This window comes from Natronosalvus halobius (genome assembly GCF_024138145.1).
Taxonomy (GTDB): domain Archaea; phylum Halobacteriota; class Halobacteria; order Halobacteriales; family Natrialbaceae; genus Natronosalvus; species Natronosalvus halobius.
This window is the reverse complement of sequence record NZ_CP099997.1, coordinates 1,071,927-1,088,015: the sequence shown is the minus strand read 5'-3', so window position 1 is coordinate 1,088,015 and position 16,089 is coordinate 1,071,927. Positions and strand designations below refer to the sequence as shown.

Genomic DNA, 16,089 nt, shown 5'->3' with positions numbered 1-16,089 from the left:
TATGCAAACTGAAATCCCTCCCCCAGACAGCACGAACGACTCGAATTACGACCAGGCGAACGGCCGGTACGTCTTTCGCTACGACCCCGATGGCACGGCGACGTTGACGACGACGATCGTACACGCCCTCTCGAACATCGCGAACGTCGACGTCTCCCAGGGCGAATTCTCGCTGTACGACAGCATCGACCCCGACGCCCTCGAGCGATTGTTCAGCCCGAAGAACGACGGCGGACGACGACTCGACGGCCACGTGTGCTTTAGCGCGCTCGAGCACGAGGTGTACGTCTTCGCCAACGGCGACATCTTCGTCTACCCGCCGACTGGTAACGGCCAGTCACCGCTTCGCTGACGCTCGACACTGATAGTGGCGTCCAACGACAGCAATACCGCCCGTATCGGTACCGCCTCGGGCTACACGAGCGTTGCGTTCCCGACACGTCGTCGTCTCGTTGACGCCGATCCCGTTATCGTCGACCTCGTCATCAGACACTGGCCTCCGCGTTGGGCTATCTCACAGTCCCGCGCAACGGACAGCTATTTCTCCCTTCTCGGTCTCGAGTCGACCATGACGGTCATCGGCTTTCTGAGCACGGCACCGGTCGTCGAGGACAGCATGTCGGCTGAAGTGGCCAACGCTGTCGAGGCGCTCGAGGACTACGACGTCGAGTACGAAACTGGACCGATGGGGACGACCATCGAGGCCGAAAACGTCGACGAACTGTTCGCCGCGGCACAGGCGGCCCACGAGGCGGTCGACGGCGACCGCGTCAGCACTTTTCTCAAGATCGACGACAAGCGGACGAGCGACGAGTCCGCGGCGGCGAAGGTCGACGCCGTCGAGTCCCACCTCGAGCGGCCGGCCAGAAGTCGCGAGTAGTCGCAAGTAGTTGCACCTGGCTACAACTAACAAACGGTTTGAAGGCGGAGCGAGTAGCTCGAGCCATGGAGAGTCTCAACCGGATGGCCATCGAACTCGTCGACGAGGCCCTCGAGTTTACCGAGGAGCTCAACGTGGGCGCGTACGAACTCGAGAACGAGACGACGGTGCTCGACTTCGGCCTCGAGTTCGACGGCGGCATCGAAGCGGGACTGCTGTGTACGGAGATCCAGACGGCTGGACTCGCGACCCCGAGTCGCGACCTCACGGAGATCGGCGGCGCCCCCATCCCGCACGTCGAACTCTCGACGGACCAGCCCGGGCTGGCGTTGCTCTGCTCACAGAAGGCCAGCTGGGAACTCACGACAGAGGACTTCGAGGCCCTTGGAAGCGGTCCCGCCCGCGCACTCGTCGCCGAGGAGACGGAGTTCCGCCGCATCGGCTACACCGACGCCTTCGACCTGACGGTGCTCGCGCTCGAGACCGACGAACACCCGACGGAAGCCGCCGCCGAGCAGGTGGCCGCCCTCACGGGCGTCGAGACCAGCGGCGTCTTCCTGCTGGCCTACCCCACCGCCAGCGTCGTCGGGAGCGTCACGAACGCGGCCCGCGTGGCAGAGCACGCGACGTTCAACCTCGTGGAACTCGGCTACGACCCGCTCGACGTCGTCTCCGCAACCGGGCGCGCGCCAGTGCCGCCGGTCGCCGGCGACGAGCAGACGGCCATCGGCCGAACGAACGACGCCGTCGCTTACGGCGGGACGGCCCACCTCGTGGTCCGCGAGGACTTCGAGGCCTTCGACGCGGTTATCTCGAGCGCGCGCGAGGAGTACGGCGCGCCGTTCGCCGACATCTTCGAGGATCGAGACTGGTCGTTCGAGGAGACGTCGGCCGACCTGTTCGGCCCGGCGAAGGTGACCGTGGACGTCCTCGGCGGCCCGACGTACGTTTACGGCGAGACGGACGAGGACGTCCTGGTCGACTCCTTCGGCCTCGACGCCGACCGCTGAGATCTGTATGCAGTTCAAACTCGTCCCCGAGGCGCCCGACGACCTCGCGTACGTCGAGACCGTCCAGCGAGCCGTCCCCCTCGTCCCCGGCACCGAGGACGACTGCTGCGCCCGGATCATGCGCGAGACGGGGATCAGCCCGCGAGACGAAGCTCGGACCTGGCTGACGTTCCTCCGGGCGCTCGAACTCGCTCGAGAGGGGCAGGCTGGGTTCTACCGCGAACGGGTCGACCCCGACCCCGATCACCTTCGCGAGCCGTTCCGCGAGCGCGTCTACGGCGTGCCCGTTGTCCTCGAAATTCTCGAGGCCGCCGACGAACCACTCTCGGGCGACGCCGTCTTCGAGGCGTTCCGCGACGAAATCCCGGCCTACGAGCAACACAAACACCGGACCCGCCTCCAGGAGATCTGGGGCGAACGCGTCCGGCGACTGCTCGAGTGGGCGGTCCTGTTCGACCTCGCCGAGCGAACGCCCGAGGGGTACGCTCGAGACGGCGGTCGAACGAACGGATGACCACCCCCACGACGCCCGTCGACGCCGTACTGTTCGACCTGGACGACACCCTCTGTCGATACTGCCGGTCGCCGGCGACGGTTCTCGAACGAGCGTTCGAACGCGCTGGCGTCGACCCGCTCTTCGAGCCGTCGGCGTACTACGACCGGTACGGCGCCTACCTCGAAGATAGCTCGAGCGTCGCCGACTTGCGCAAACAGTGCTTCGGCGACCTGGCGGTCGAAGCGGGCTTCGACCGGGACGCTGGCGTCGCCGTCGCGGAGGCGTTCACCGCCGAGCGCGACCAGCGGGCGGTCGATCCGCTCTCGGGCGTTCCCGACGTCCTCGAGACGCTTGGTGAGGAGTATCGTCTCGGCCTCGTCACCAACGGCGACCCCGAGATGCAACGCGAGAAACTCGACGCCATCGGCCTCACCGACGCGTTCGAGACGACGGTCTTTGCGGGGTACGACACGGCGCCGAAGCCCGATCCGGAGCCGTTCGGGCGGGCGCTCGCAGCCCTCGAGACGGATCCGGAGCGCGCGGTGTACGTCGGGAACTCCCTCTCGAGCGACGTCGCAGGTGCTCGAGCGGCCGGGATTCGGTCAGTTTGGGTACCCCCGGAGCAAGACATTCCCGCGGAGCCGACGCCCTGCCCGGACTACACGCTCGAGTCGCTGGCGGATCTCGAACAGTCACCCTGGCTCGAGTCGTAACGACGTCCGGCCCAGCAATTACCGGTCGTCGGTGGTTTCCAGTAGCGGGAGGAGCAGGGAGGCGAGGGCATCTGGCCCGCTGGCGGCGACCGTCGCCTCGGGTCGCTCCTCGTCGCCCACATACACCGTCTCGAACCCCCGCTCGCGGGCCGGGACGATGTCGTGTTCGTACGTATCTCCGATGTAGATGTACGCGTCCGCTGGCAGGCGCGCCTTCGCTTCCTCGAAAATCTCGGGATCGGGCTTTCGGGCACCCAGGTCGTTCGAAACGATGACCTCGTCCACGATCTCGTCGAGGCCGTGTTCCTCGATCTTGCGCCACTGCATGGGTCCGTCCCCGTTGGTGAGGATGCCCGTCCGGTGACGGTCAGCGACGGTCTCCAGGAGGCGCCCTACGCTGGGGTCGATGGTCATCGACGCTGCCTGGGTTTGGATGTACTCGGTCGCGAGCGATGACGGGTCGCTCGATAGGTCGTAGCGGTCGCAGACCTCTTCGAACGCCCGTTCGTAGGGATCCGGTTTGATGCCGGTGATTCCGTCGAGCACCTGATCCGAAAACTGCGCGGCCATCTCCGCGGTCGACTCCTCTGAGATGACACTCGCAAACTGGTCGTCGAACGGCATCGTGTACTTGAGGAGCGTGCCGTCGAGATCGAAGTAGACTGTCGTCGTCACGACAGGAAGCAGAGACTGGTCGGGAAAGGTCGTTTCGGTTCCCTGGCCACCGATTGCTGGAGACGACGGCGACAACTCAGGACAGCCGCGCCGCCAAATCCGCCTCGGTGATGATGCCGACGGTCTGGCCCGCCTCGGTGATCATGACGGCCTTGTAGTGCTCGAGGAGGTTGCTAATCTCGTCGAGCGTCGCGTCCTTCGAAACAGTCGGAAAGCTCTCGGCCATGTGTTCGGCCACAGGTTCGTTACGGTCCTCCTCGTCCAGGTGGACCAGTTCGGTCTGGCTGATCGAGCCCACCGGGATCCCGTCCTGGATGACCGCCAGTTGCGAGTACGCCTCCCGTTCCATCTGGTGGGCGGCCTCGCTGACCGGATCGTCGGGGGCGACGCTGACCACGTCCTCGTGCATGAGGTCGTCCGCACGGATAATGTCGCCCTCCGCGTCCTCGAGGGCGTTGACGATCCGACGCAGGGTCGAGAGTCGCGGGTCGACGTCGCCGCCCTCGATGCGGGCGATTAGGGGCTGGGAGACGTCGGCCCGGTTTGCCAGTTCGCTCTGGGTGAGTTCCAGTTCGTTCCGGCGCTGTCTGAGGTCCGTCGGCGTCGGCAGGTCCATACCGGCACATAACCGCGGGTTATAGAAATGTGTTTGGGTGGGACGGTCTCGAGAACCCGCCGTTGGGGTCAGTCCTCGTCGTCGTCGAGTTCGAAGATTTCGACGACCGACAGTGGCACGTCCCGAAGCGCCCCGCCGATCTCGCTCTTCGCGATGCGGGAGGCGTGTTCCTCGCTGTCGGCGTTGAAGACGTCCATCTCGAGGGCGAGCCCGACGAGCGCGGTTTCGGCCGCGATGAACGCGGAGTCGAACGGTTCGCCGCAGGCGGGACACCCCGTCGCGCCGACCTCGACCTCGACGTACTCCATGTTCTCGCTGTTGAGTCGCTTTCCGGCTTCGCTGACGGCGACGCCAATTGCGTCGTCAATCGCCTCGACGTCGCGAACGAGCCACGCGGCTTCCATCGCGACGAGATAGTTGGCCATACTCCCTGGTCGGGCCCCGGGGTTTCCTGCTTTGCGGTTTGGCCGCGCTCCGTTCGTCGTCGAAACCGATCATTTGGTCGAATACTCGCGAAACTTAGATGCGCGCACGGTTGGCCTACGTTGGCCATAAGTTATGGAAATCGCCCCCGTGTATTGGCGTCTGGATACCCATTCCTCGGGCAGCAACGCGGATCCAGTTGCCCTTTCCACAACTGTACTTGAACCGCAAGACGGCGCGGACTTCAAATCTTCCTGATTAATCATCAACGCGCTGTCGGGGCAACAAGGCTTATATATATACCTGGTCTGACCATCGACCGAACGCCGATGATATCCCGCGTGTACTACGCGTCCCTGTTCGCACTGTATCAACTGTGCATCGCAGTCGGTATCGTCATGATGCCGCTCGCGGTCGCCGCCCGCCAGGCCGGGATTTCGATCCCGATCCACAAGATGCTCGCCACCGTCGGTGAGGCCTACGAGAACGCCCAGCCGGAGCCCTGAACGTCCACCGTTTCTGCCGAGACCCACCTCGAGCCGTCGTGAACGACCCGACCTCGAGCCACCGCGTTACGCGACGTGGCGAAACCGGAACGAAGCACGGTGACCGCCGATGTTTTATACCCTGTCGGCCGTAACATGCGGATAATGCGAACGCCATCCCACGACTCCGAGTTCTCTCGCACCGTCGACCAGCTGGCGAACGAGCCCTCGCCGTACGAGCCGGAACTCGGCTCGCTCCCCCAGAACGGCCTCTCGCAGGCCGAACTGGACAACGTGAACAAGACGGGGACCACGACGATCGGCATCACGACGGCCGACGGTGTCGTCATCGCGACGGACATGCGCGCGAGCCTCGGCGGTCGCTTCGTCTCCAACAAGAACGTCCAGAAGGTCGAGCAGATTCACCCGACCGCTGCGCTGACGATGGTCGGCAGCGTCGGCGGCGCCCAGTCGTTCATCAAGAGCCTCCGCGCCGAGGTCAACCTCTACAGCGCCCGACGCGGCGACGAGATGAGCATCGACGCGCTCGCCACTCTCGCGGGCAACTTCGCCCGCGGCGGCCCGTTCTTCGCCATCCACCCCATCCTGGGCGGCGTCGACGCGGAAGGGAGCCACGTCTACAGCATCGACCCCGCCGGCGGCGTCATGGAAGACGACTACACCGTCACCGGCTCCGGCATGCAACTCGCCTACGGCCACCTGGAGCAGGCCTACGAGGAGGGGCTCTCGAACGACGAGGCGATGACCATCGCCGCCCGGAGTATCAAGTCCGCCGCAGAGCGCGACACCGGCTCCGGAAACGGCGTCTTCCTCTGCGAGATCACCGAGGACGGCGTCGAGATCCACGGCCACAACGACTTCGAAGAAGTCATCTGAACGAGTGAGGCCCGAGTGACCAGGGCCTGAACGAACCCATTTTCCCGCCCTCGACGAGTAATGACCGTCGCGTCTCTCTCGAGGGGCACTGCACATTTCCTCTAGCGGCTGTGCCGATCGATTCGTAATCTGGAACCGCTAGTAACTCAGTACCCGTGGGCGACGTGCTCGAGCAGGATCGACTCCGTCCCCTCGTACACACCGACGACGACGATTCGGTCTTCCGCTTCGACTGAGATCGTGTGGGTTTCGCCGACCGCGGGATCGCCGTCAGTCCGAACCGTCTCGCCGTTTCGTTCGATCCGCAGTGCGTCGAGGTGTTCGATCACGGTGATCGTAATCACGGCCTCGCCGTCCTCTTCGTCCAGGCTGAGGCCCGCCTGTGGTCCGGTATGGCGCGCCACGTCTGCTGGCGGTTCGAAATAGTTGAACGCCGTCGTCTCGATCCATCCCTCGTAGACGGCCACGCGGTCGGTCGTCCACACCGACGTCTTGTTGTAGTACTCGAGTGGAAGCCACGATTCGATATGGGAGCGTGGGCGCTCTTCGTGGAGCGTTTCCAGATCATCGTATATCCAGGCGGTCGATAGCTCCGTGCGTTCGGCCCCAAACGACCAGGAAACGATGAACCCACCCGGTTCGTACGATGGTCGCCCGGGACTATCAGGAGCGAGACAAAATAAATACGAACTTTCCCCGCTCGGGACGATCGCTTCCTCGAGCACCTCCAGGAGCGTGCCGACGTCGTCGTGCGTCTCGGGAAGTGTGGCGCCTGACGCCCCTCCCGTTTCCAGGAGCGACCCAACCGACAACGTTGACGAATCCGCAGCGTTCTCGTCGATCAGCCCCGCTGTGGGCGCGACAACGAGGGTGGACGGGCCGACGGCAACGGCCGAGTCCTCCAGCAGTACCCTGTCGCCGTCCTGGATGGAGACGCCGTCGTACACTTCGTACGCTCCGTGGCTGCTCGCGTCGGCGTACCCTGCTGTTTCGATGGCGTCGGTAACGACACTCGGATCGAACGAACCGTAAAGAATCTCACCCACGTTTAGATTGAGGTACCGGTCCAACTCTTCACTCGAGATGCCGAGTGCGCTGTACGCTTCGACGGCCTTCTCGAGTTCGGCTCGGTCGACGCTCGAGGCCGTAGCAGACATATCGTAGGCGGCCTGGACGTCGATCTCGAGGAATCCTGGAGTCCCATCGTAATCGTAGGCATCTACCGCCGGTGTCCACTGGCGAAAGAGTGGTTCGTCACGTGCTTCATAGATTTCCTCGGCCTCGTCGTCGGTGTTGGACTGGTCGTCGGTTTTGGACTCGTCGTCATCGACACCATCGCTGTCGACGGTGGTATTCGAGGGTTCGCCCTTTGCGCCGCCATCACTGTCTCGAGAATCGGCCGTCAGGCAGCCCGCGACCGTGGTGAACCCGCCGAGAACCAGCGATTGTAACAGCCGTCTTCGCCCAACATAATTCATTACGATACGTCTCGCTCTTGAATACAGGACAAAGAGTATTTCTGGTTGATACGACCCAGCCAAACCGGCTCAGTCCAGCGTCCGGGTCGCCTTGTGCGTGTCCTCGAGGCGAACCGCTCGTCCCGTCTCGCTCGAGCGGTAAATTGCATCGATGACCTGCTGAACGGTCAAGGCCTCGTCGACCGTGTTGGTCGTCGGTTCGTCGCCGGCGACGACCGTCTCGAGGAAGACACGATCCTGTTCGTAGTGGCCGGTTACCGACGTGTCGCCGGTGAGTTGGGTGTCCGCGTAGTGGTCACAGCCTGCGGTACCCGCCTCGAGCAACTCGAGGTTCGAATCGCCGATTTCGAACTGCGCACCGGCGTTGCTTCCCCGGACGTGGAACTCCTGGCTGGGGTCGCGGTTCGTCGCCCAGCCCGCCTCGAGGGTGATCGTTCGCCCGTCGGCACAGCGGATAAAGGCGCTGACGGAGTCGTCGACCTCGTACGTCTCGACTGTCGCGTTCCAGTTATTGCCGAACCCGTCGGGATCGGCGTACTCCTTCTGGGTGCCGAACGTGGTACGAGCCGTGCCGGAGACCTCGATTACGTCCGGGAAGTCGAGCATGTAGAGCGCGAGATCGATGGCGTGGACGCCGATGTCGAGGAGGGCGCCACCGCCAGCGAGGTCCGGGTTCGTGAACCAGGAACCGGGGCCGGGGACCCCGCGTCGACGGACGTAGTTAGCTTCGACGTGGGTCAGCCGGCCGAATCGACCCTGGGACTTGTAGGCGTCGAACATCGCCGCCGACGCGGCGTGGCGGTTGTGGAACCCCACCATACAGATCCCCTCGGCGCGCTCGGCCGCCGCGGCGATGCGTTCGGCGCTCTCGAGGGTGTGACCGAGTGGCTTCTCGACCAGCACGTGGCGACCGGCCTCGAGCGCGGCGACCGCGATTGGCTCGTGGAACTTGTTCGGCGTCGTGACGACGACGACGTCAACGTCGACGCTCTCGTCGTCGAGCATGGCCTCGTGAGAGTCGTACGTCTCGGCGCCGAACTCCGTACCGAACCGTTCGCGCTGTTCTTTGACCAGATCGACACCGGCGACGATATCGGCGCCCTCCTGACGCATGTTCGAGGCGTGGAGTTGCCCCATCCCACCGAGGCCAACGATACCGACGCCGATTCCGATGCCGGTGCCCGTCCCGGTGCTGGCCTCGCTCATCGAGTAACCCCCGATTTACCGACTCGTAGTCGGGTAATGCCCGATTTCATCTGAAAACGAATGCGAAAGAACGCTCCCATAGAGAAAACCGGGTTGGCGATCAAAATAAGGGTTGTGACCCATGTCGCCTATATATTCGTACCAGTTGGATTCGAATTCTTGTCGATTCCCCGACGAATGTCAGCGTCCCTACCGCTAGTGCCAGCTTACGACCCCGTCAGCCGCCGCCGGGACCGCCCACGCTTTCAGTCTCGATGTCGAACCGCTTCACGATGGCCACTGTCACGATCTGGAACGAGTACCGACACGAGCGGGAGAACGACGAGGTCGCCGCTGTCTACCCCGACGGTATCCACGCGACCATCGCCGGCTTCCTCGAGGCCGACCACGAGGTGACCACGGCGACGCTCGACGAACCCGAACACGGGCTCACGTCGGACGTGCTCGAGGAAACCGACGTCCTGCTCTGGTGGGGACACACGGCACACGACGAGGTCCAGGACGAAATCGTCGACCGAGTCCAGGAGCGCGTCCTCGAGGGGATGGGTCTGCTCGTGCTTCACTCCGGCCACTACTCGAAGATCTTCAAGCGCCTCATGGGGACCACCTGTAGCCTCCAGTGGCGCGAAGATGACGGCCTTGAACGCCTGTGGGTCGTGGACCCCGGCCACCCGATCGCAGACGGCCTGGACGAGTGCATCGAACTCCCGGAGACGGAGATGTACGGCGAGCCCTTCGACGTCCCCGAACCCGACCGCCTGGTCTTCACGAGCTGGTTCGAGGGTGGCGAGGTGTTTCGCAGCGGCTGCTGTTACCGGCGTGGAAGCGGCCGCATCTTCTACTTCCGGCCCGGCCACGAGACGATTCCGATCTACGAGAACGAGGACGTTCAGCGGGTGATCCGGAACGCTGTCGAGTGGGCCACGGCCACAGAGGGCGCTCCGCGGACGTTCGGCGAGCGAGACTGAGTTCGTCCTGGCCTGCGTCGGGCACGCGAACTGGGTCCGACCTCGGACACAAACGTAAACTCGGGGCGAACGCGCTCTGAAACCCGACCTCGAGCGGCGCGTTTTTGCCGCCGGCGCGAGACGGTCGCGTATGGACGTACACGTAGTCGGTGACGACCCCGTCCGCGCGGCCGTCGTCGCCGCATTCGACGATGTGGACTCGGTATCGGCAGTCGACGCAACTCCCGACGATCTGAGCGACGCCCGATTCGCCATCGTGAGCGACGTCGTCGGCGCCGAGACCTTCGAGCACGCGAATGCGGCCGCTCGTGAGGGAAACACGCCCTGGATCGCCGTCGAAGTTGGCGGCGTCGGGAGTCAGCCGATCCAGGCAGTCGACGCCGCAATCTCGGGGTTCGCCGCCGACACGGCCTGCTTCTCGTGTCTCGAGGCCCGCGTCGAGTCGACGCTCCAGGACGAGGACGTCGGTGACGGCCGTCCCCGCGCGAACCGGAGCGCGGCCAGGCTCGCAGGGGCCATCGCCGGCCGGGAGTGCATTCGGTTGTTCAGCGGAGCGGAACCGACGATCATCGGGCAGGTTCGCGAGGTTCCCCACGCCAGGCGACGGTTGCTTCCCGTTCCAGGCTGTGCGTGCGAGCCCTCGGAACGGGATCGATCCCTCGACCTCGGGGACGACGAATCGCTCGACCTCGAGGCGGCCGTCGACCGGGCCGAACTCGCCATCGACGACCGCGTCGGCATCGTCGAATCCATCGGCGAACTCGAGTCGTTCCCGGTCCCGTACTACCTCGCGACGGTGGCCGACACGACGGCCTACAGCGACGCGAGCGCGCCGACCCAGGCCGCCGGCGTCGCCGTCGACTGGAACGAGGCGCTGATGAAGGCCGTCGGGGAAGGCCTCGAACGCTACTGTGCGGGCATCTACCGAGATGCGGACTTCGTTCGCGCCAGCGAAACCGCTCTCGAGAACGCCGTCTCGCCGACCGACCTCGTTCGACCGGACTCGTCCCCCGAGTACGATCCCGACGAGGACCGCCGATGGGTCGAGGGTGTCGCCCTCGAGAGCCGCGAGTCTACCCACCTTCCAGCGGCAGCGGTCCAGTTCCCCCAGCCTGGCGACTCGCTGGTGCCGTCGATCACGACCGGACTCGGTCTCGGCTCGTCGACGGTCGACGCGCTCCGTTCCGGGCTAACGGAGGTCGTCGAACGCGACGCCACGATGCTCGCGTGGTACTCCACGTTCGAACCGTCGGCCCTCGAAGTCGAGGCCGAGGCCGAGGTCTACGAGACGCTCGCCAGGCGAGCGAGGAGCGAGGGGCTCGAGACGACGGCGCTCCTGTGCTCACAGGACGTGGACGTCCCCGTGGTAGCCGTCGCCGTTCACCGCGACCTGGATACCCCCACCGAGGAGTACGGGGATCCGTGGCCCCACTTCGCCGTCGGCTCGGCCGCCGGACTCGACGTCGACGCTGCCGCGACGAGCGCGCTCGGGGAGGCGCTCCAGAACTGGACGGAGCTTCGAGGAATGGGGCCGGAGGAGGCCGAAAACGCGAGCGGTGCCATCGGCGAGTACGGGTCGTTTCCCGACCGGGCCAGGAAGTTCGTCGACGTCGGTGACGCGCAGCGGGTCTCGGCTTCGTCCGTCAGCCCAGATCCCGTGCCGACTGGTGCGGCGAGACTCGAGGCGCTGCTCGAGCGCGTGACCGACGCCGGATTGACGCCGTACGCCGCCCGGCTCACGACGCGGGATGTCGAGCGAATCGGGTTCGAGGCCGTGCGCGTCGTCGTCCCCGAAGCGCAGCCGTTGTTCACGGGCGAGCCCTACTTCGCGCCTCGAGCCGAGACGGTCCCCGACGAACTTGGGTTCGAACCGCGGCTCGAACGGGCGTTCCATCCCTATCCGTAGTTCAGTATTTCGTCTCGGCGGCGCCGATCGAACGATCAGTCGCCTGTCGTATTCTCTTTCGATTCGTCCTCGTTATCGGTCGAGTCGTCCTCGTTATCGGTCGAGTCGCCCTCGTTATCGGTCGAGCCCGACGTATTCTCGGAGGAGTCGTTCGCCTCCTCCTCGAGTTCTTCCTGCTCAGCCTCCGCTTCGTCCTCGTCCTCGATTATCTCGAGTTCGAGAGTGTCGTCGAAAATCCGAACGCTCACGAGCTGAGTCTCCTCCGTAATTTGGCCGGTCTCGACGAGATCCTCGCCGGGGCCCCCGTCCTCGCCGTCGCGTCCGTGCCGGGTGACCCGGAACTGCTGCGGGCTTCGTTCGATGCGGCGAGGAACGGCCCGCTCGCCGGGGATCATGTTGATGCCCTCGTCGTAGGTCTTCCGCCCAGTCTCGGCTTCTTGCGCCTCGATCGCGACGTTGTACGAGAATTCGGCTTCGTTAAAGATCAGGATCGGCGTGTTCGGCTGAATTCCGCCTCCCGTAAAGAACTCACCGAGGCCCTGGAAACAGCCGGCGAGTCCGACGCTTGCCCCGACACCGATCGCCTGGAGGACGTTCCGACGGTTCACACCGCCGGCTAGGGAGTGGACTCTCCTAAGCGTACTGATTCCTTCGCTCGAGTTTCAGCCAGTCTTGTACACGCCCCGAGCGTCCGCGATCAACGTATCGTCCTCGCTGTAGACTTCGACATCGACGACGCCGACGTCCCCGCCACAGCGGACGACGTCGGCCTCGGCGTGGAGGTCGCCCGTGCCCGCCGAGAGGTAGTCGATGCGCATGTCGATCGTCGGCACCGGCTGGTCGACCTCCGAGACGAGCGCCGCCCCGCCGACGGTGTCCGCCAGGGTGAACGTCACCCCGCCGTGGGCCATCAGCCGATCGGCGTTCCAGGACAGTTCCTCGCGTATCTCGAGGCGGCCTTCGGCGTGACCGTCTTCGGCTTCGGTGACCTCGACGCCCAGCAGGTCGGCGAACGGCATCTCCTCGAAGAAAGACTCGATGTCCATACTCGAGGATGGTTTGGGATGGTGCATAAACGATGGGGATCGCGTGTGACGGTCGAGACGGTCTCGAAACGATCGTGAAATCGAGACGGTCTCGAGGAGGAAAACTTACGGTATCACAGTATTTTGGATTGAGTATGTCTACGCGCGCACACTCCCGTGGCGGTGGCGGATTCGTCGCCGCGGTGAAAGTCGACCTGGCACGGCTCCACGGAGCGTGGATGGAGCTCGTCTTCCCCCGTCAGCGTGGCCGGGGCCACTCCGTCATGGGGAAGTGGAAACCGGAATCGCTCCCGCAGAAAGTGGGCTACTATCTCTGGAGTCTCGTCGGTGCCCTCGGCATTCTACTCGTGTATCCGTTCACCGTAATCGGTCTCGCGACCCGCTACTACGCGGCGAAACTCGACTCGACGCGAACCCGACTCGGCATCGTCGGCGTCACCGCCGTCGCCCTGCTGGGCTGGGGTCTGCTGACCATCGCCTGGGGTGCGATGTCGTACATGGAGCAAGTCGACGTCCCTCTCGACGCCGTCTACGCCGTCGCCGCAGCGAGCGGCGTCGCGACGATCTCGACCGCACTCGCAGCCGCCTGTTCGAAATTCGGCGGGCGAGCACTTTCGGTGATTCTCGCCTACCCCTTCGCGATGACCGCCCTGTTCTTGCCCCCGGTCGTCGCCGCGCTCGTGACCCCCTCGCTCGAGCCCTACGTCCTCGAACCCAGCTACGACCTCGCCGTGTGGCTCCTCGACACCGTCTTCGTCGTCGGGGACCTCAACCAGTACCTGCGGGACAACTACCAGCTCGAGGGCGCGGCCTACGCGGCCATGTGGCTCGGATTCTCGTTCCCGATGGGCTGGTTCCTCGGGACGATGGTCTCACTGGCGAACGTCGTCCGGCCGTCGGGCGAGTAACCGAGTCCTCGCTATCCGGCAACTCCAGCAACCGACGGAAACGGGCGCATCGTTTCGGTATTCTTAGGAATCTTCGCAACCGACGTTCGCATATGGCACTCGAGTTCGACCTCGTCAAGACCGTCGGTGCGTTCGTCGCGATCATCGCCGTCGGGACCGCTGCCCTCACGATGATGCCGGGTATGACGACCGGTACGATCCTGACGATGGTCCTGCCGTCGATGGCCATCTTCGGCGCGATCATGCTCGCGATCGGCGTCAAACACGGCGAGTACCGGGCGATGCGCTGATCGCGTCACCCGTTTTAGAGCATTTCTCGAGCGGTTCGAGCAGTAACTGTCATGTGATTAGAAAGAGAGAGTGACGGGTGTTAACCGGTAGGCTCGAGCGATGAATCTCGAGTTGTGAGTCTCGAATCGTGACGAATCCCGCCCCGACTCGTCGCTTCCGACCAGTCGCAACGGAGCGGGCGCTCACCACGAGCGTATTCTAAACGAAGTACTCGTCCGGACGGTCGGTGACGACAGCCCGGCGTCAGAACTTAGTTGCGGACGACGTTCGTCGCGCGGGGGCCTTTGGGGGCCTGTTCGATGTCGAATTCGATGTCTGTGCCTTCTTCGAGGTCCGGGCCGCCGACGTCTTCCATGTGGAAGAATACGTCATCGTCTGCGTCGTCCGTCGAAATGAAACCGTAGCCGCCTGTGTCGTTGAAGAAATCAACTTTACCGTTTGCCATTACAAACAAACGTTCACCCGGTACACGGATAACGCTTGCGAGGGTCGCGGTACCACGACGGTCGCTTCCGCCGTGTCCTACATATAGCCGAGATCGCGCAACCGCTCCATCAGATCCTCTTTGTCCTGGGCGCGTCCGGCACGTTCGGTCGTTCCCTCGAGGTCCTGGAGCCAGGCGGGGTCGTCTTCGGTCTTCTCGGTGCTGATCTCGCTCCCGAGCGAGCGGAAGCCTTCCCAGTACTTCGGCGAGACGGGGGTATCGCTAGGCTCGAGGTCGTTCGGCAGGTCGTCGGCGCTCTGCGGGACGTAGCCCTCGTCCGGGAACGCCTCGACGGTGTCCGGGACGACGAAGTTCCAGAACGCCTCCCAGACTGCCGCCTCGTCGAACTGGAGGATGGGCTGAACGCGGTCGTGGGGCGGGTAGATGTCCGGATCGTGGCGCGGCGAGAAGAACGTCTCGTCGGCGCGTGCTTCCTGTTCGTCCCAGCGGACGCCCGAGAGGATGCCGTCGATGTCGTACTCCTCGAGCGCGTCATTGAGCGCGACCGTCTTTAGCAGGTGGTTGCCGGCGTAGGTGTCGAGCAGGAACGGGAACGAGTCCTCCTCGTACTCGAGGATGTTCTCGACGTGGTGGCGATTGTGCTCGGACAGTTCGTCGACGGGAATGTCGTCACCCGGCTCGAGGTCGTTCTCTTCGACGTAGTTGCCGATGTCCTCGTTTCGCGCGTAGATGACCTCGAGGTCCCACTCGTCGGCCCAGTGGTCGACGAAGTCGTGGATCGCCTCGAAGTGCTGGTAGTGGTCGATGAAGATCGCCGGGGGTACTTCGAGGTCGTAGCGGTCCGCGACCTCCTTGACGAAGTACAGGACGAGCGTCGAGTCCTTGCCGCCGGTCCACATCACGGCCGGGTTCTCGTACTGCTCGAGACCTTGTCGAGTGACCTCGATGGCCTTCTCCATCTTGTCCTGGACGTGCGGGTAGTCCTCGGGATCCTCGTCGGTGCCGTCCTCGTAATCGACGTCGACGTACGTGGGGAAATTGTCGGGCATACGGTGTAATTACATATAATTACGAGGGTTAAAGTCCTTACGCCGGCGGAACGTGCTGTCGCCTCCGTTCGGTCTTCGCGTGGGTTATGCTAACAGGAACCGCTAGAGGCAATCCGACCGTTCGATCGAAGCGGGTGAGAACCACGGAAACGGAATCGACGAGGTACCTTTTTCGACGATCCGCACTTGATGGTCGCGTCTGTTCACACCGATTCTTATGCCGTCTCGATCACAACCGGACATCGACAATGACCCAGCGGCCGCCGTCACCGCAGACGCCGGCGTCGAAACCGTCCGTCGTTCCGACCGGCGACTCGTCTCTCCAGGACCGGGCCGTGCTGACGACTCCACAGCTCGCCGATCGACTGGAAGAACGGATCGGCTATCGACTCGATGAGACGGCTCTCGAGCGGGTGCTCATCGAACTCGACCGTCACGGCTACGTCGAGTGGGAAGGGGTCACCTGCGTCGGCGATTACGTGTGGAACCTCTCGGAGTCGCCTGATCACATCGCCAACGCGGTCGCGAAAATCCTGACGAGTCGGCTCGAGAACTGGCTCCGCGCGTAAGACGGTTCCGGGGACGGAAGCCGGACCG

General features: G+C 64.2%; 21 protein-coding genes. 12 read left to right on the top strand and 9 right to left on the bottom strand.

Annotated features, from left to right (window positions below; genetic code table 11):
* Position 1 precedes the first annotated feature (1 nt).
* The 5 genes from NGM15_RS05250 (at position 2) to NGM15_RS05230 (ending at position 3,099) form a co-directional block, all read left to right on the top strand.
* Entirely contained in the window at positions 2 to 352 is a 351-nt protein-coding gene (locus tag NGM15_RS05250) for a HalOD1 output domain-containing protein (protein WP_253436214.1), read from the top strand.
* Between the two features lie 216 nt (positions 353 to 568).
* On the top strand, positions 569 to 880 hold the full coding sequence (locus NGM15_RS05245) for an MTH1187 family thiamine-binding protein (protein WP_253436212.1): 312 nt from the start codon (positions 569 to 571) through the stop codon (positions 878 to 880).
* Between the two features lie 65 nt (positions 881 to 945).
* Positions 946 to 1,890 (top strand): methenyltetrahydromethanopterin cyclohydrolase, encoded by a 945-nt coding sequence (gene mch, locus NGM15_RS05240; RefSeq protein WP_253436209.1) that lies wholly within the window; start codon positions 946 to 948, stop codon positions 1,888 to 1,890.
* Positions 1,891 to 1,897: 7 nt separating this feature from the next.
* The gene (locus tag NGM15_RS05235; protein WP_253436206.1) at positions 1,898 to 2,404 is read left to right on the top strand and encodes a double winged helix-containing putative transcriptional regulator; all 507 of its coding nucleotides are present in this window, start codon (positions 1,898 to 1,900) and stop codon (positions 2,402 to 2,404) included.
* Positions 2,401 to 3,099 carry an HAD family hydrolase gene (locus NGM15_RS05230; protein ID WP_253436203.1) on the top strand — a complete coding sequence of 233 codons (699 nt, stop codon included), beginning with the start codon at positions 2,401 to 2,403 and terminating at the stop codon, positions 3,097 to 3,099. Before NGM15_RS05235 ends, NGM15_RS05230 begins: the two co-directional genes overlap by 4 nt.
* 18 nt (positions 3,100 to 3,117) lie before the next feature.
* Here the strand turns inward: NGM15_RS05230 and NGM15_RS05225 are convergent, their stop codons facing one another.
* The 3 genes from NGM15_RS05225 to NGM15_RS05215 all read right to left on the bottom strand — a co-directional run bounded on the left by NGM15_RS05225 (position 3,118) and on the right by NGM15_RS05215 (position 4,815).
* Positions 3,118 to 3,774, bottom strand: coding sequence for an HAD family hydrolase (locus NGM15_RS05225; protein WP_253436201.1), 657 nt, complete (start codon positions 3,772 to 3,774; stop codon positions 3,118 to 3,120).
* Positions 3,775 to 3,850: 76 nt separating this feature from the next.
* Entirely contained in the window at positions 3,851 to 4,390 is a 540-nt protein-coding gene (locus NGM15_RS05220; RefSeq protein WP_253436198.1) for a CBS domain-containing protein, read from the bottom strand.
* Positions 4,391 to 4,458: 68 nt separating this feature from the next.
* The gene (locus tag NGM15_RS05215) at positions 4,459 to 4,815 is read right to left on the bottom strand and encodes a DUF555 domain-containing protein (RefSeq protein WP_253436195.1); all 357 of its coding nucleotides are present in this window, start codon (positions 4,813 to 4,815) and stop codon (positions 4,459 to 4,461) included.
* A 327-nt stretch (positions 4,816 to 5,142) separates the two neighbouring features.
* On the opposite strand from NGM15_RS05215, the gene NGM15_RS05210 reads away from it, so the two are divergent.
* Both NGM15_RS05210 and psmB read left to right on the top strand, forming a co-directional pair.
* The gene (locus NGM15_RS05210) at positions 5,143 to 5,319 is read left to right on the top strand and encodes a hypothetical protein (protein WP_253436193.1); all 177 of its coding nucleotides are present in this window, start codon (positions 5,143 to 5,145) and stop codon (positions 5,317 to 5,319) included.
* 144 nt (positions 5,320 to 5,463) lie between these two features.
* Entirely contained in the window at positions 5,464 to 6,195 is a 732-nt protein-coding gene (gene psmB, locus NGM15_RS05205; protein ID WP_253436190.1) for an archaeal proteasome endopeptidase complex subunit beta, read from the top strand.
* Between the two features lie 146 nt (positions 6,196 to 6,341).
* On the opposite strand, the gene NGM15_RS05200 is transcribed toward psmB, so the two are convergent.
* Together NGM15_RS05200 and NGM15_RS05195 are read right to left on the bottom strand one after the other, a co-directional pair.
* On the bottom strand, positions 6,342 to 7,673 hold the full coding sequence (locus NGM15_RS05200) for a hypothetical protein (RefSeq protein WP_253436188.1): 1,332 nt from the start codon (positions 7,671 to 7,673) through the stop codon (positions 6,342 to 6,344).
* A 69-nt stretch (positions 7,674 to 7,742) separates the two neighbouring features.
* Complete coding sequence (locus NGM15_RS05195) at positions 7,743 to 8,879, bottom strand: Gfo/Idh/MocA family protein (protein WP_253436185.1); 1,137 nt, start codon at positions 8,877 to 8,879, stop codon at positions 7,743 to 7,745.
* Between the two features lie 272 nt (positions 8,880 to 9,151).
* Between NGM15_RS05195 and NGM15_RS05190 the strand changes: the two genes are divergently transcribed.
* Both NGM15_RS05190 and NGM15_RS05185 read left to right on the top strand, forming a co-directional pair.
* Positions 9,152 to 9,847, top strand: a complete 696-nt coding sequence (locus tag NGM15_RS05190; RefSeq protein ID WP_253436182.1) for a ThuA domain-containing protein — start codon at positions 9,152 to 9,154, stop codon at positions 9,845 to 9,847.
* Positions 9,848 to 9,977: 130 nt separating this feature from the next.
* On the top strand, positions 9,978 to 11,753 hold the full coding sequence (locus NGM15_RS05185; protein WP_253436180.1) for a YcaO-like family protein: 1,776 nt from the start codon (positions 9,978 to 9,980) through the stop codon (positions 11,751 to 11,753).
* Positions 11,754 to 11,788: 35 nt separating this feature from the next.
* Here NGM15_RS05185 and NGM15_RS05180 read toward each other — a convergent pair whose 3' ends face one another.
* Together NGM15_RS05180 and NGM15_RS05175 are read right to left on the bottom strand one after the other, a co-directional pair.
* Positions 11,789 to 12,361 carry a hypothetical protein gene (locus NGM15_RS05180; RefSeq protein ID WP_253436177.1) on the bottom strand — a complete coding sequence of 191 codons (573 nt, stop codon included), beginning with the start codon at positions 12,359 to 12,361 and terminating at the stop codon, positions 11,789 to 11,791.
* Between the two features lie 54 nt (positions 12,362 to 12,415).
* Positions 12,416 to 12,799, bottom strand: a complete 384-nt coding sequence (locus NGM15_RS05175; protein WP_253436174.1) for a PaaI family thioesterase — start codon at positions 12,797 to 12,799, stop codon at positions 12,416 to 12,418.
* Positions 12,800 to 12,933: 134 nt separating this feature from the next.
* On the opposite strand from NGM15_RS05175, the gene NGM15_RS05170 reads away from it, so the two are divergent.
* Both NGM15_RS05170 and NGM15_RS05165 read left to right on the top strand, forming a co-directional pair.
* Positions 12,934 to 13,707: a hypothetical protein gene (locus NGM15_RS05170; RefSeq protein ID WP_253436171.1), complete on the top strand. Its 774-nt coding sequence runs from the start codon at positions 12,934 to 12,936 to the stop codon at positions 13,705 to 13,707.
* 92 nt (positions 13,708 to 13,799) lie between these two features.
* Positions 13,800 to 13,997 (top strand): DUF7333 family protein, encoded by a 198-nt coding sequence (locus NGM15_RS05165; protein ID WP_253436168.1) that lies wholly within the window; start codon positions 13,800 to 13,802, stop codon positions 13,995 to 13,997.
* 251 nt (positions 13,998 to 14,248) lie between these two features.
* Here the strand turns inward: NGM15_RS05165 and NGM15_RS05160 are convergent, their stop codons facing one another.
* Both NGM15_RS05160 and NGM15_RS05155 read right to left on the bottom strand, forming a co-directional pair.
* Positions 14,249 to 14,443, bottom strand: coding sequence for a cold-shock protein (locus NGM15_RS05160; RefSeq protein ID WP_179259303.1), 195 nt, complete (start codon positions 14,441 to 14,443; stop codon positions 14,249 to 14,251).
* Positions 14,444 to 14,520: 77 nt separating this feature from the next.
* Positions 14,521 to 15,492: a phosphoadenosine phosphosulfate reductase family protein gene (locus tag NGM15_RS05155; RefSeq protein ID WP_253436166.1), complete on the bottom strand. Its 972-nt coding sequence runs from the start codon at positions 15,490 to 15,492 to the stop codon at positions 14,521 to 14,523.
* A gap of 248 nt (positions 15,493 to 15,740) precedes the next feature.
* Between NGM15_RS05155 and NGM15_RS05150 the strand changes: the two genes are divergently transcribed.
* A complete protein-coding gene (locus NGM15_RS05150) occupies positions 15,741 to 16,061 on the top strand; it encodes a hypothetical protein (RefSeq protein WP_253436163.1) in 321 nt (106 codons plus the stop codon).
* The last annotated feature ends 28 nt before the right edge of the window (positions 16,062 to 16,089 follow it).